Here is a 13,736-nt window from a genome sequence, read left to right on the forward strand (position 1 = left end):
CGTACGTCTCGTACGTCCGGTGAGGTGCATCAGGTGAACCGGCACCCGGGTGCGGGAGCTTTCCGGGGCCGACTGGCCCCACCGGGTTCCGGTGAGGCGGCACTGCGACAGACCGTTCGGTATGTTTCTAGGGGCGGTTTTCCGTTGAACCCGCACGCGAGCAGGCCGGGTGACCGGCCCCCAGGCGGGCGACCTCGAACGCGGGGTGCCGGGAGCGTATACCGATGCGGACGCTCTGTGGTCGTCTTTCGTCACATTCGTTGCGGCAGCGCACGACCATCGATCAAGCATGCAACAGAATACGTCGCACTCCGAACGCGGACCTGCCTACAACCGACACCGGCGTTCCTACGCGTTCAGTCGGGCAACCAAGTGATCGGCCAGCGCGCTGACCTGCGGCATCAGGCCGTCCCAGGACTCCTTCTCGTGCCCGAGATAGCCGGACCGCGCGCGGGCCAGTACGGGCCGGTGCCTCGCCGGCAGGCGCTCGAGCGCCCAGGCGGCCGCCGCGTCCTTGGATGTGATCGTTCCGGTCTCCAGGGTCGTCCAGACACGGGCGAGCGTCAGCAGGACGTTGCGGGTGTCCGACTCCAGCTCGGCGAGCAGCTCCGGCACACCGGCGACGATCGCCCGTCGCAGGTCCTCGTGCGGGACGGGATCGAGAACGTCCGCAGGCGGCGGGCCGGACAGCGGGGCGTTCCCGAGCAGCACCATCGTGATCAGCGGCGCGAGATCGGGCGTGGGCGCCGGAGCGGGCACCACCCCGCGATCGAACTCGTCGCGCAGCCACTCGCCGTAGAGGAACTCGCAGCGGGGCGGATAACGCCAGGGACGGACGTCGTCCCTGGCGACGACGGTGAGCTCGACGGGGCGGCGGCCGGGTCCGCTCCGGGCTTGGCCCTCGGAGACCTCGAGCAGGCCCTGGACCAGGGCCCGCCGCTCCTGCTCCGTGGTTCGTCGTCGCGCGACGACGAACACGTCGAGATCGCTGCCCGGTCGCAGGCCGCCGAGGACGGCGGAACCGTGCTGGTAGACGCCGAGGACGTCCGTGCCGAGTACGCGATGCACCAGGCGCAGGACGTCATGGGTCTGGGAGACGGACCGGGGTGGCGGCGTGCGGTCGTTCACGGTGGGGATCGTAGGGTCTCGGCCCAGGGTCGCAGCACCCTTTCCACCGGTCCTTTGCCGGTCAGCCGCGCCTCGCGTGCAGGGCCCGCGCGAGCCTGGGACCGAGCCAGCGCTTCAGTCTGCGCAGCGCCTGGAGTTGTTCCGCTGCCCGGTCGATCCGGTAGTAGAGCTGCGGCGGGACATGCGGCAGCAGCGGGGAGTGCCGCTGGCCGAGGAGCGCGAACATCCGGTGCGGCGGGAGGTGGATGTAGCGCGGCAGGTTCTCGTACCACTGCGCGCTGAGGCGTGCCGCGCTCTGCACGGAGAGCAGGGCCGACTTGCGTTCCTTCTCGTACGCGGCGAGGGCGGGGGCGAGCCGGTACTGGCCCGGCTCGGCCCCGCGCAGGGCGTCGGCCAGGGCGATGGCGTCCTGGAGGGCGAGCGTGGTGCCCGCGCCGATGGAGTAGTGCGTGGTGTGGGCGGCGTCGCCGAGCAGGACGAGGTTGCCCCGGGACCAGGTGCGGTTGGTGAGGGTGGGGAAGTTGCTCCACCGGGCGCTGGTGCCGCCGCCGGGGTGTGCGCGGCCGATCAGCCGGTGCCCGTCGAGCAGCCTGGCGAAGAGTCCTTCGAGGAGCGCCAGCCCTTCGGCCTCCCCCGCCCGGTCGAGGCCGAGCCCGGTCCAGGTCTGCGGCGAGCACTCGACGACACAGGTGCTCGCGTCCTGGCTGAAGCCGTACGCGTAGCACCAGATCCAGCCGTACGGCGTCTCGACGAAGGCGAACGTGAACGAGTCGAAGACCTTGGTGGTGCCGAGCCACAGGTACTTGTTCCGACCGTGGGCGACCTCGGTGCCGAAGTGGCCGGCGTGCCGCTCGCGCACCGCGCTGCGGACGCCGTCGGCGGCGACCACCAGGTCGGCTTCCGGCAGTTCCGCCTCGCCTGCGATCTCGTGACCGAACTCGAGGCGTACGCCGAGGGATTCGGCCCGCTCGGTGAGGAGTTCCAGCAGTCGGCGGCGGCCGATGCCGTAGCCCTCGTCGCCGTGGTGCGTGGTCGTACGGTCGCCGATGTGGGCGGTCCCGTCGCTCCAGCGGACCGAGCTGTCGCGGATGGCACGTGTCGACTCCGGGTCGCCGGCGTGCAGTTCGTGGAGCAGATCTCCCCAGTACGTCACACCCCAGCCGTACGTGGCGCCGGCCGGGTTCCGTTCGTAGACGGTGACGTCGTGCGACGGGTCCTGCCGCCGCATGAGGATCGAGAAGTACAGGCCGGCCGGGCCACCGCCGACGCAGGCGATCTTCATGGGCGCACCCCAACTGTTCGCTGGTTCTCTCCAGGTGATCAATCGACAGCACAGGGTAGGAGCGAGGCGGGCGGCGTTCCGGACTCACCACGCCGCGTGGCGGGCCGGTGAACCGGGAAAGGTGAACGGGAAGAAGCGCACTCGCGGACGAACCGAGGCAGGACGCATGGACAGCAGTACGTGGATTGTGGTCCTCCTGGTCGCCGTCCTGCTGGCCGCGGTCCTCGCGGTGGCGGTCACGTTCCTCGTACGGCTGATCCGGACCCGGCGCGCGCTCCGTCGCGCGGGGCTCCCGACGGGCTCGCCCTGGGTCTTCTGGGGAGCCGTCGCCTACGTCGTGCTGCCCACCGACCTCCTGCCCGATCCGGTCTACCTCGACGACATCGGCGTCCTGCTCCTGGCCCTGAGGTCACTGCGCGCTTCCGCGGACCCGCAGCGCTGACCCGGCCGGGCTTCTGCTTGGCTTTGTCCGGCAGGCAGGGGCCCGAGGTCAGGATGATGATGCAGGCATATATGCGCCAAGTCGCCGACAACGTCCATCTGGTGCACGGCAGCAACACCAACTGGGTGATCCTCACCGAAGGTGACGCCGTCACCCTGATCGACACCGGCTATCCCGGCGACCGCGCGAAGGTCCTCGAATCGCTGACGGCCGTGGGCAGTTCGCCCGAGGCGGTCGCGGCCGTGCTCATCACGCACGCGCACAACGACCATCTCGGCTCGGCCGAATACCTCAGCCGTACGTACGGCACGCCCGTCTACGCCCATGAGGCCGAAGTCCCGCACGCGCGCCGGGACTTCCTCCACCAGGTGACCATCGGCGAGATCCTCAAGAACGGCTGGCGCCCAGGCGTCCTGCCGTGGGCGGTGCACGCGCTGCGCTCCGGCGGCACGACGCCCGTACCGGTGACGAGCCCTCAGCCGTTTCCCCCCACCGTCGGTCCCCTGGACCTCCCCGGCCGCCCCGTCCCTGTCCACACCCCCGGCCACACCGAGGGCCACAGCGCCTTCCACCTCCCGGAGGCGGGCATCGTGATCTCCGGCGACGCCCTGGTCAGCGGCCATCCCACCTCCCGCGTGGAGGGCCCGCAGTTGCTGCCCGTCATGTTCGACCACGACCGGCGCGGGGCGCTCGCCGCGCTGGACACGTTCGAGGCGCTCTCCGGTGACGTACTGCTGCCCGGGCACGGGCCGGTTCACCGGGGTTCCGTACGCGAGGCGGCCCGGCGCGCCCGGGAGCCGGCCTCCTGACGTCACAGGCCCGGGAACCGCCGCTCACCGGTGAGACGTTGTCCGGGCAACGCCCCTCGGGGCGCGGACAGCGGATTCAGCATCCCGACAGGCGGCGGCACGATGAGCGAGTTGGTTCCCGGAGGCAATCTGGCCCTGCCGGGTGGCACCCTGACGCTTCAGGTACCGGGGCCGTTCGACGTGTCCGCGCTGATCACCGATGACAGCGGCAAGGTGCGCTCGGACGGCGACTTCGTGTTCTACAACCAGCCGAGCGCGCCCGGTGCGCGCCTCACCGGCGAGACGATCAGCGTCGACCCGCCCGCGCTGCGGCCGGGGGCGAGCCGCGTCACCGTGGTCGTCTCTCCCGCCGAGCCCGGCACCCCGCTGGGCCGGCTCCCCGCCCCGAGCCTGCGCGTGACCGGACCGGACGGCCGTGTCCTCGCCCGGTTCACTCCGCCGCGGCCCCAGCAGGAGACCGTGCTGCTGCTCGCCGAGATCTACCGTCGCGGCACGACGTGGAAGATCCGCGCATTGGGGCAGGGGTACGCGGACGGACTGGCGGGCATCGCACGGGACTTCGGCGTGGACGTCAGCGAGGACGCCGACGCGGGCGGGGGCGCGGTCCCAGGGGGCTCCCCCGCCTCGGGCTCCAGGGGCACCGGTGTCGCGACGGCTCTGAGCGTCGCACGTGCCGGGCTCGACCGGCTGCGCGGAACCGGGCGCACACCGGCTGCACGCCCGGGCACCGCTCCGGCTCCGAGTGCTCGTATCTCACCTGCCGCACCGGCCGGAGGCCCCCGTGCCGCAGCCCCCGACGGCTTTCTCGGCCTGGTCAACTCCGCGCGCGCCGCCGCCGGTTCACCGCCCGTCTCGCTCGACACCCGGCTCCAGGCCGCGGCCCGCGCCCACGCCGCCGGCATGGCCGCACAAGGGCGTCTGGGCTCCGAGGGTGCGGACGGGCTGTCCGTGTACCAGCGCGTCACCGCGGGCGGTTACGCGTATCTCACCGTCGGCGAACACCTGGTCTCCGGCCCGCGTACCCCGGCCGAGTTCGTGGAGTACTGCCTGTCGGGCGAGCAGTCCCGCGGCACGCTTCACGACCCGGCGTTCACCGAGACCGGCGTGGCGTACGTCCCCGAAAGCCGCTCCGGCACGCTCTACTGGACGGCGCTGTGGGCCCGGCCCCTCACCCCCGGCGGGCTCGCGCAGACGGCCGCCGCCGTCATCGCGCTCACCAACGCCGAGCGTGCCTCGGCCGGACTGCCGCCCCTCGCCCCCGACCCCCTGCTCACCACGGCGGCACAGGCGCACAGCGCGGACATGGTGGCCCGCGCCTTCTACTCCCACACCTCCCCCGACGGCAGCGAACCCTGGCACCGCGCCGCCGCCGCGGGCAGCACCCGCCGCACCATCGGCGAGAACATCGCCTGCGGCCAGCGCTCGGCCGCCGAGGTCGTACGAGGCTGGATGAACAGCCCCGGCCACCGCGCCAACATCCTGAAGCCGGCCTTCACCCACATAGGCATCGGCTTCGCGGGCGGCGGCGCGGCGGGCACGTACTGGACGCAGCTCTTCGGCGCCTGACCGCGCGCCCTCGGCAGCCTTCGGAGCCCCTCCCCGGCGAGAACCATCGGCGCTGGTCAGAAGCTTGCTAACGATGATGACAACGGTCACCGATGCAGCCTTTGCCGATCTCCGCGAGGTGCGCTTCACTGCGTGAGTCAGCCATTGAATCGAGGGGGCAACCGATGACCAGCGCGCACCAAGAACACGGGCCGGGCGGGCACGCCGGGCACGAGGGGCACGCGCACGGTGTGGCCGCGGACGCGGACCGCCGCTGGCTCGCGATCGCGCTGACACTGATCGCCTCGTTCATGGCCATCGAGGTCGTCATCGGCATCCTCGCCCGCTCGCTCGCCCTGATCTCGGACGCGGCGCACATGCTCACCGACGCCGTGTCCATCGTGCTGGCGCTCATCGCGATGCGGCTGGCCGCCCGCCCGGCCCGCGGCGGTTTCACCTACGGTCTCAAGCGGGCCGAGATCCTCTCCGCGCAGGCGAACGGGCTGACGCTGCTGTTGCTCGGCGCCTGGCTGGCGTACGAGGCCGTGCTGCGGCTGATCGATCCGCCCGAGGTGGAGGGCGGGCTGGTACTCGTCACCGCGCTCGCCGGGATCGTGGTGAACGTCGCGGCGGCCTGGTGCATATCGAAGGCCAACCGCACCTCGCTCAACGTCGAGGGCGCCTACCAGCACATCCTCAACGACCTGTTCGCGTTCATCGGCACCGCGGTCGCCGGTCTCGTCGTGCTGCTCACCGGGTTCGCGCGAGCCGACGCGATCGCCACCCTGGTCGTGGTGGTCCTCATGGTCAGGGCGGGCTACGGGCTCGTACGGGAGTCCGGGCGGATCTTCCTGGAAGCGGCTCCCGCGCACCTCGATCCGGACAGCATCGGGGACCGGCTCGTCGCGCACAGCACGGTGACCGAAGTCCATGACCTGCATGTGTGGACCATCACCTCGGGGCAGCCCGCCCTGTCCGCGCACGTCCTGGTCGACCCCGTCGCGGACTGCCACACGGTGCGCCGGGATCTGGAGAGGACCCTCCAGCGCGACTACGGGATCAGCCACACCACGCTCCAGGTCGACCACGCGCCCGCGGACGTCCTCGAGGTCCATGCCGGCGCGTTCGACGACGCCCACTGCGAGAGGCCGCACGGCCCGGTCCACCGCGACGAGCCGCACCCCCACTGACCGGGCCGTCGAGGGGCCCACCGACCGGGCTACGACGCGGACGGTTACCCGCTGGTGCCGCTCAACTTCCGCAGTTCCCCGCCGACTTCGGTGCGCAACTTCTTCAGGAGTGCGGGCTGGGCGCCGATCGCCCACATCGGGCCCACGAGGTACGTACCGCCGTACACGGCGGCGGCATCCAGCCAGGTCTCCTTGAGCTTCTCCTGCGGGAACGTGGTGACGGTCCAGTCGCCGCGCGCGGTCCGGCACACCCCTTCGCGCAGTTCATCCGCCTCGATACGGATCTCCGGCTTGCAGTCGGTCAGCGACGCGATCACCTCGACCTTCGCCGGCGCCGGCGGCGGCGCCGGGGAGTCCGTACTCGGGCTCGGGCTCTGCTTGCTCGCCGGTTCCGCCGACTCGGCCGAACACCCCATCAGCAGGGTGCTCAACAAGGCCGCCGCGACGGTGCACATGGGGCGGAGGCGGGATCTTGTCACCGTGGTTTCCTTCCTGGACATGACCATGGGCCGGGGCATGGACCGGTTGTGCCAGGAGGTACGGGAAGTGGTGACGGGGCGTTCAGGATTCGCCGAGGGCGGAACGCGATCCCCTTCCCGTCATGCGTCACGCTTCTAGGCTGGAGCGGTGAGCAGCCACGCGCCCGACGAAGCCCGCGTCATTCCCCTGCGACCGCGACCTGTACCGGCGGATCCGACGGAACCTGCTGTGCCCGCCGAGCCGGCGCCCAAGGAGCCGCTGTGGCGGGACGTCGTCGGTGACGTCCTGCGACGCGAACGGCTCGCTCAGGAACGTACGCTCAAGGATGTCGCCGACGCGGCCCGGATCTCGATGCCGTACCTCTCCGAGCTGGAGCGCGGCCGCAAGGAGGCCTCGTCCGAGGTCCTCGCGGCCGCCGCCCACGCGCTCGGACTCGGCCTCGCCGACCTGCTGGCCCGCGCCCACCACCAACTCGTCCGGCCCGCCCGGCCGCTCAGGTCCCGCACCGCGCCCCGCTCCACCGAGGCGCAGTCGCGGTTCGGCGATGTACGTCTGGCCGCCTGAGTCCGGGCGGACCGGCTCCGTTACGCCGCTGCCAGCACCCGTCGGCTGAGCACCTGGTCGGCGAGGCCGTACGCGACGGCCTCCTGCGCGGTGAACACCTTGTCGCGGTCCATGTCGACGCGCAGGGTCTCCACGGAGTGCCGCGTGTGGACCGACAGCACCTCCTCGACCTGGGAACGGATGCGCATCATCTCCTTGGCCTGGAGGCTGAGGTCGGCGGCCGTTCCCCGGGCGCCGCCGCTCGCGGGCTGGCCGAGCAGCACCCTGGCGTGCTCCAGGATCAGCCGCCGTCCGGGGTCGCCCCCTGCCAGGAGCACCGCCGCGGTCGAGGCGGCCTGGCCGACGCAGAACGTCGAGATCGGCGCGCTGACGTAGGTCATCGTGTCGTAGATCGCCATGAGCGAAGTGAACGAGCCGCCGGGCGAGTTGATGTAGATCCCGATCTCCCGCTCGGGAGCGGACGACTCCAGGTGGAGCAGCTGGGCGATGACGACGTTGGCGACGCCGTCGTCGATCTCGGTGCCGAGGAAGATGATCCGCTCGGCGAGCAGCTTGCTGTAGATGTCGTACGCGCGCTCGCCCTGCGGGGTGCGTTCGACCACGTTGGGGATCGTGTACTGGGCCATGTCAGAGTCCCATCCGTCGCTTCGAGGCGGCCGGGCGGACGTCGTCGAGGGACTCGACGACGCGGTCGACCATGCCGTACGCCTGCGCCTGCTCGGCCGTGAACCAGCGGTCGCGGTCGCCGTCGCGGGCGATCGTCTCCTCACTCTGTCCGGTGTGCTCGGCGGTGATCCGTTCGACGGTCTTCTTGGTGAACTCGAGGTTCTCCGCCTGGATCGCGATGTCGGCGGTGCTGCCGCCGATGCCGCCCGAAGGCTGGTGCATCATGATCCGCGCGTTCGGCAGCGCGAAGCGCTTGCCGGGCGTCCCGACGGTGAGCAGGAACTGGCCCATGCTCGCGGCGAAGCCCATGGCAAGGGTGGCGACGTCGTTCGGGATCAGCCGCATCGTGTCGTAGATCGCCAGGCCCGCCGACACGGATCCGCCCGGGCTGTTGATGTAGAGGCTGATGTCGGTGCGCGGGTCCTCGGCGGACAGTACGAGCAGTTGGGCGCAGACGCGGTTCGCGGACACCTCGTCGACCTGCGTGCCGAGGAACACGATGCGCTGGCCGAGGAGTTGGGCGGCCAGGTGGTCGTCGAACCGTGACGGAGGCGTGTCGCCCTCCTCGGCTCGGGGTGTCAGGGCCGGGGCCCAGCCGGTGGCCGGGGACCGGCCGGTGCTCAGTGGTGCCATCGCTCCTCCTTGTGGTGGCTGCCGCATCGCCGCGGTGCTCTCCACCCTCGGCCCGACTCGGGCGTGGCGTAAGGAATCTCGGCCCGTAGCAGATTCGCCGACAGCAGAGCGCGCGGTGCCGGTCAACTGCCGGACCGGTCCCGCTACTTGGTGGCCATGAGGGGGCATCCGGGGGTCTGGGCAGCCGCATGCCGCTTTGGTACGGTCCACAGCCACGTCAGCGACTCCCCAGCCAGCGCCTCCGAAGGGGGCTGACGCACCGGTCCGCCCGACGAGACCACGCAAGGAGGCCGATGCCGAAGAGCACGCAACGCTTATGCCGCCGTATCGCCCGGGCGGCCTGCGCCCTCGCCCTCGTACTGCCGCTCGCCGCCTGCGACGCCCTGACACCCGGGAGCACGGCCGCGGTTCCGGGTCCGCGCAGCGTCCCGTCCTCGACCGCCGTGCCGGAGGGGGACGTCACCCTGCGCGTCCAGTTCGCCGACGCCCCGCTGATGGTGGACGCGCTGATCGCCGCGTTCGAGAAGGGCCATCCCGGGATCAGCGTGGAGCCGCAGTACAAGACGTTCTCCGACTACGTGCAGAACCTCAAGCTGACCATGACCTCCGATTCCGCCCCCGACATCGCGCAGTACGCGGTGGGGATGACCGACCTCGCTCAGGACGGCCACATCCTCGACCTGGCGCCGTACCGGGAGGCGTACGGCTGGGACGAGTCGATCCCTCCGGTCAGCCTCGACCAGCTCACCGCGGGGCGGAAGAGCGAGGCCACCGGCGGGCGGGCCCTGTTCGGGGTCCCGGCCGGTCTGTCGATGACCGGGATCTACTACAACAAGGAGCTCGCCGAGCAGGCCGGGATCAAGGGTCCGCCCAGGACGCTGGCGGAGTTCGAGGAGCAGCTCGCCGCCGCGAAGGACGCGGACCTGACGCCGCTCGGTGTCGGCGCACTTACGGAGGGGGGCCTGCACCTGTGGGCCGCGCTTCTCAACCAGCTGATGCCCACGGACGACTACTGGGACTGGGTCAACGGCACCAAAGGCGCCACCATCGAGAACCAGGCCGGGATCACCGCCAGCGAGCTCGTCGTCGAGTGGAGCCGCAAGGACTACTACCACGAGTCCGCCAACGGCACCGGACAGATCGACTCCACAGCCCAATTCGCCAAGGGCGACAGCGTCTTCCTGATCAACGGCAACTGGGCCGCCGGACAGCTGGCGACCACCATGGGAGACAACGTCGGCTTCTTCCCGATGCCGGGCGAGAACGCCGGCGCCCCCACGGTGGCCTCCGGCTTCAGCGTCGCCTACGCCGTCTCCTCCCGGACCGAACACCCGGGAGCGGCAGGCGCGTTCCTCGACTTCCTGACCTCGCCCGAGGCCGGCCAGATCATCAGCGACAACGGCTTCCTGCCGCCCAACCCCGAGGCCGTGGCGAAACCGGAAGGCGTACTCGCCGACATCGCGGAGGGCCATCGACGGGCCATCGCCGACGACGGGATCACGACGTTCCCCGACTTCGCCGCGCCCGCCATGCTCGACCGGCTGCGCTCCGGAGTGCAGAAACTCATCGCGGATCGCGTCGAGCCCGCGGACTACCTCGACTCACTTCAGGACGAGTGGGAGGAACACCATGCCGAGTAGGCCGCCGGTCCGGCCTCCGGGCACCCGCGGGCGCGGTGCGTGGCGCGGCTATGTGTATGTACTGCCCGCATTCCTCGTCTACGTCGCCTTCGCGGTGCTGCCCGCCCTGCACACGGCGTACCTGTCGCTGTTCGAGTGGGACGGGGTCACGCTGGGCGAGTGGGTCGGCCTCGGCAACTATCAGGAGATCCTCCAGGACTCCGTGCTGCGCCGGTCGGTGTTCAACGCCCTTGTGCTGGTGGTGTTCTTCTCGTTCGTCCCCATCGCGCTCGGCCTGGCGATGACCGGGCTGCTGGCCCGCTACCGGCGGCCCGGCATGGGGGCGTACCGCTTCCTGTTCATGTTGCCGCAGGTCATCCCCCTCGTCGCGGTGGGTGTCACCTGGCGCTGGCTGTACGGGGACGACGGGCTGGTGAACCAGGCGTTCCGTACGGTCGGCCTGGACGGTGTGACGCGGGCGTGGCTGGGTGACTTCGACGCCGCGCTGGTCGCCGTGGGCCTGGTCGGCACGTGGGTGCTGAGCGGCCTGTGCATGATGCTCTTCCTCAGCGGCGTGCAGAAGGTGGATCCCAGCCTGTACGAGGCGGCGCGGCTCGACGGGGCGGGCCCGGTCCGGGAGTTCGTCTCCGTCACCCTGCCGCATCTGCGCGGTGAGCTGGCCGTGGCCATGACCGTGACGACGGTAGCCGCGCTGGCCAGCTTCGACATCGTGTACGTGACGACGAACGGCGGGCCTGGTGAGCAGACGACCGTTCCCGGTCTCCTCGTGTACCGGCTGGCGTTCTCCGAGGGCAAGGTGGGGCTCGCGGCGGCCCTGGCCGTCGTTCTCGGCTGTCTGATCCTCGCGATCGTCTACCTCATCAACCGTCTGTCGAGGACGGAGACATGACCGGCGCCATGACCACCGCCACGCGTTCGGAACGCTGGTCCGGCTACGGGCTTCTCACCATCATGGCGATCGCCGTCGTGATCCCGTTCCTCAGCGTCTTCCTCGCCTCCGTGCAGCCCGCGGGCACGCCGGTGGTGGGCCTGACCTGGCCGGAGAGGTGGAGCTGGGACAACTACCAGCAGGCCTGGTCGGTGGCCGGGTTCTCCGATCTCATCCGGCACAGCCTGATCATCGCGGTCGGTGTCGTCCCCGCCTGTCTGGTGCTCGCCGCGCTGGCGGGCTACGCGCTCGGCACCATGCGGCTGCCGGGCGGCAACGCGGTCGCGGCCTTCTTCATCGCCGGACTCACCATCCCGGTCGAACTGATCGTGGTCCCCCTCTACTTCGACCTGCGGGGCCTCGGCCTGACCAACTCGTACCTGGGTGTGATCCTGGTGGAGATCGCGCTGTTCATGCCGTTCAGCGTGTTCTGGATGCGCACGCACTTCCAGTCCACCCCTCAGTCGCTGGTGGAGGCGGCCCGCATCGACGGCGCCTCGTCGGCCACGATCCTGCTCCGGGTGCTGCTCCCGCTGGCCCGCCCGTCCCTGATGACGCTCGGTCTGCTCGTCTTCATGTGGTCCTGGAACCAGTTCCTGTTGGTGCTGGTCCTCATCCAGGACACCACCAGGCACACCGCGCCGGCCGGCCTCGGTTTCTTCGTGGGTCAGAACACCACGGACATCCCCACGCTGGCCGCGGGCACGATCATCGTGATGCTGCCGATCCTGATCCTCTTCGTGGTCTTCCAGCGCAGCTTCATCGCGGGACTGCTTCAGGGGGCGATGAAGGGATGACGAGGCGCTTGAAGGGCCCGCCCGGTCACGCCGCCTCGCGGGAGTCCGCGGGCGGTTGGGTCACAGGGGTGTTCGAGGCGCGTTCGTAGGCGGCCGCCCACTCCAGCACCAGCCGCTGGTACTCCTGCCGCTGTTCGCCGCTGAGCGTGCCACCCGTCCGCAGCCACAGGGCGCGGATCTCCTCGTTGACCTCGGCGGCCGAGCGCCCGCCGGAGGTCGACGCACGGTGTGGAGTGGTGGACATACCGTGAATCATACGGGCCTCGGTGTGAAGGCCAGGTGAGTGGTCGCCGTCATCGCGGCTACTCGCAAGTAGCGGCTGAGCTGCGGCGATCTCACGCTTCGACGCCTCCCAGCACCAGCACCTGGATCGCCAGTACGGCCGCTCCCCGTGCCCAGTCGTGGAAGTCGGACACCTTGGTCTCCAGGTTGACCGGTTCCGCCCGCGGGTGGCGGTTGGCCTGGATGGCCTCCTCGACCGCCGGGCCCGCGACGTCGACCAGGCCCACGCCCTCGCCGGCGAGGAGGATCTTCTGGGGCATGGCGAAGTTGGCGATCTGCGCGACCAGGGTGCCGAGGGCCCGGGCCGCCTCGTCGATGACGCGGGCAGGCATGGGATCACCGGCGGCGGCGAGAGCGAGGATCTCCTCGTACGACAGGTCCTGGCCGGTGGCGGCCTGGATCTGGTAGCGGATGTTGTGGCTGGTCAACAGGGAGACGGCGCTGCCGCGTCGGCCGTCGGGGGTGAGCGGGCCGTTGGGGTTCACGATCCAGAAGCGGCCGTAGCCCACTCCATCCTCCGCGGTCGCGACCCGTTTGCCGCCGATCACCAGGGCGTAACCGATGCCCGCGCCGATGGTGAGGACCGCGAACCGGTCGAGGCCTCGGCCGGCGCCGAACCAGCTCTCGGCCTCGACGAGTGCGGCCACGTCGTTCTCGACGACGACGGGCAGCCCGGTGCGCTCCTCGACGAGTCGGCCCAGGGGTACGTCGTGCCAGTCGAGGAAGGCCGACTCGTCGACGACGGACCGGTCGTGGGCACGGCCGCCCACGCCGATGCCGATCCCGGCGAGGCCGGGGAAGTCGCGCGCGAACTCGTCCGTCAACTCCCGTAGTACGTCGACGATTTCGTCCGGTTCATGGCCGGTGATCGGACGGTCGCGGCGGGCCACGATGTCGCTTCTGAGCGTGGTGACGACGCCGTACACCATGTCCTCGGTGATCTTGAAGCCCACGAATCTGCGGGATTCGGCGACGATGTCCAGGGGCTGGGAGGGGCGGCCCTGGCGGACCTCGGCGAGCGTGGCACCCTCGGCGACCTCGACCAGCAGGCCCGACTCGATGAGCGGCTTCGTCAGCCGGGTGACGCTGCCCGCGGAGAGGTCGAGTCGCCGGGCGAGTTCGCTGCGCGACAGCGGGCCGTGGGTGAGCACCTCGATCGCCACGGCACGCTCGCCGGGACTGAGCGGCAGCCAACTGGCGGCAAGTGTGGTCATGACCGAATCCTCGCACGTTTTATTTTGCTACGGAAGCAATAGGGAAGCGATACGGCCACCCCGAGGCCGGAAGAAGCGCTTCGAGAAGATGCGTGCACGGCTCTTGACGTACAGATTATTCCGCATCAAAAGTAAG

The 13,736-nt window shown here is 70.5% G+C and carries 15 protein-coding genes; 8 read left to right on the plus strand and 7 right to left on the minus strand.

Annotated features, from left to right (window positions below; all coding sequences use genetic code 11):
• Positions 1 to 348: 348 nt before the first annotated feature.
• Entirely contained in the window at positions 349 to 1,128 is a 780-nt protein-coding gene (locus tag IEZ21_RS30475; RefSeq protein ID WP_189325069.1) for an aminoglycoside adenylyltransferase family protein, read from the minus strand.
• Between the two features lie 61 nt (positions 1,129 to 1,189).
• Positions 1,190 to 2,410: an FAD-dependent monooxygenase gene (locus IEZ21_RS30480; protein ID WP_189325070.1), complete on the minus strand. Its 1,221-nt coding sequence runs from the start codon at positions 2,408 to 2,410 to the stop codon at positions 1,190 to 1,192.
• A gap of 166 nt (positions 2,411 to 2,576) precedes the next feature.
• Between IEZ21_RS30480 and IEZ21_RS30485 the strand changes: the two genes are divergently transcribed.
• The 4 genes from IEZ21_RS30485 to IEZ21_RS30500 all read left to right on the plus strand — a co-directional run bounded on the left by IEZ21_RS30485 (position 2,577) and on the right by IEZ21_RS30500 (position 6,396).
• Positions 2,577 to 2,852: a DUF1232 domain-containing protein gene (locus tag IEZ21_RS30485; RefSeq protein ID WP_189325071.1), complete on the plus strand. Its 276-nt coding sequence runs from the start codon at positions 2,577 to 2,579 to the stop codon at positions 2,850 to 2,852.
• 59 nt (positions 2,853 to 2,911) lie between these two features.
• Complete coding sequence (locus tag IEZ21_RS30490) at positions 2,912 to 3,661, plus strand: MBL fold metallo-hydrolase (RefSeq protein WP_189325150.1); 750 nt, start codon at positions 2,912 to 2,914, stop codon at positions 3,659 to 3,661.
• 102 nt (positions 3,662 to 3,763) lie between these two features.
• Positions 3,764 to 5,227, plus strand: a complete 1,464-nt coding sequence (locus IEZ21_RS30495; RefSeq protein WP_189325072.1) for a CAP domain-containing protein — start codon at positions 3,764 to 3,766, stop codon at positions 5,225 to 5,227.
• A 164-nt stretch (positions 5,228 to 5,391) separates the two neighbouring features.
• Positions 5,392 to 6,396 (plus strand): cation diffusion facilitator family transporter, encoded by a 1,005-nt coding sequence (locus IEZ21_RS30500; protein ID WP_189325073.1) that lies wholly within the window; start codon positions 5,392 to 5,394, stop codon positions 6,394 to 6,396.
• Positions 6,397 to 6,440: 44 nt separating this feature from the next.
• Here IEZ21_RS30500 and IEZ21_RS30505 read toward each other — a convergent pair whose 3' ends face one another.
• Positions 6,441 to 6,875, minus strand: coding sequence for a hypothetical protein (locus tag IEZ21_RS30505; RefSeq protein WP_246568286.1), 435 nt, complete (start codon positions 6,873 to 6,875; stop codon positions 6,441 to 6,443).
• Positions 6,876 to 7,023: 148 nt separating this feature from the next.
• On the opposite strand from IEZ21_RS30505, the gene IEZ21_RS30510 reads away from it, so the two are divergent.
• Positions 7,024 to 7,440: a helix-turn-helix domain-containing protein gene (locus IEZ21_RS30510; RefSeq protein ID WP_189325074.1), complete on the plus strand. Its 417-nt coding sequence runs from the start codon at positions 7,024 to 7,026 to the stop codon at positions 7,438 to 7,440.
• A 20-nt stretch (positions 7,441 to 7,460) separates the two neighbouring features.
• Here IEZ21_RS30510 and IEZ21_RS30515 read toward each other — a convergent pair whose 3' ends face one another.
• The gene (locus IEZ21_RS30515; RefSeq protein WP_189325075.1) at positions 7,461 to 8,066 is read right to left on the minus strand and encodes a ClpP family protease; all 606 of its coding nucleotides are present in this window, start codon (positions 8,064 to 8,066) and stop codon (positions 7,461 to 7,463) included.
• A gap of 1 nt (position 8,067) precedes the next feature.
• Positions 8,068 to 8,739 (minus strand): ClpP family protease, encoded by a 672-nt coding sequence (locus tag IEZ21_RS30520; RefSeq protein ID WP_189325076.1) that lies wholly within the window; start codon positions 8,737 to 8,739, stop codon positions 8,068 to 8,070.
• A gap of 293 nt (positions 8,740 to 9,032) precedes the next feature.
• Between IEZ21_RS30520 and IEZ21_RS30525 the strand changes: the two genes are divergently transcribed.
• Genes IEZ21_RS30525 through IEZ21_RS30535 form a run of 3 tightly spaced genes read left to right on the plus strand, consistent with a single transcriptional unit; the run spans position 9,033 to position 12,104 of the window.
• On the plus strand, positions 9,033 to 10,379 hold the full coding sequence (locus tag IEZ21_RS30525; RefSeq protein WP_189325077.1) for an extracellular solute-binding protein: 1,347 nt from the start codon (positions 9,033 to 9,035) through the stop codon (positions 10,377 to 10,379).
• Positions 10,369 to 11,268 (plus strand): carbohydrate ABC transporter permease, encoded by a 900-nt coding sequence (locus IEZ21_RS30530; RefSeq protein ID WP_189325078.1) that lies wholly within the window; start codon positions 10,369 to 10,371, stop codon positions 11,266 to 11,268. The genes IEZ21_RS30525 and IEZ21_RS30530 overlap by 11 nt, the downstream gene beginning before the upstream one ends.
• Positions 11,265 to 12,104, plus strand: coding sequence for a carbohydrate ABC transporter permease (locus IEZ21_RS30535; RefSeq protein WP_246568288.1), 840 nt, complete (start codon positions 11,265 to 11,267; stop codon positions 12,102 to 12,104). The genes IEZ21_RS30530 and IEZ21_RS30535 overlap by 4 nt, the downstream gene beginning before the upstream one ends.
• 25 nt (positions 12,105 to 12,129) lie before the next feature.
• Here the strand turns inward: IEZ21_RS30535 and IEZ21_RS30540 are convergent, their stop codons facing one another.
• Together IEZ21_RS30540 and IEZ21_RS30545 are read right to left on the minus strand one after the other, a co-directional pair.
• On the minus strand, positions 12,130 to 12,360 hold the full coding sequence (locus IEZ21_RS30540; RefSeq protein ID WP_189325079.1) for a hypothetical protein: 231 nt from the start codon (positions 12,358 to 12,360) through the stop codon (positions 12,130 to 12,132).
• Positions 12,361 to 12,439: 79 nt separating this feature from the next.
• Positions 12,440 to 13,600 (minus strand): ROK family transcriptional regulator, encoded by a 1,161-nt coding sequence (locus IEZ21_RS30545; protein ID WP_189325080.1) that lies wholly within the window; start codon positions 13,598 to 13,600, stop codon positions 12,440 to 12,442.
• Positions 13,601 to 13,736 lie beyond the last annotated feature (136 nt).

Origin of the sequence: Streptomyces flaveus (assembly GCF_014647675.1) — a bacterium.
GTDB lineage: Bacteria > Actinomycetota > Actinomycetes > Streptomycetales > Streptomycetaceae > Streptomyces > Streptomyces flaveus.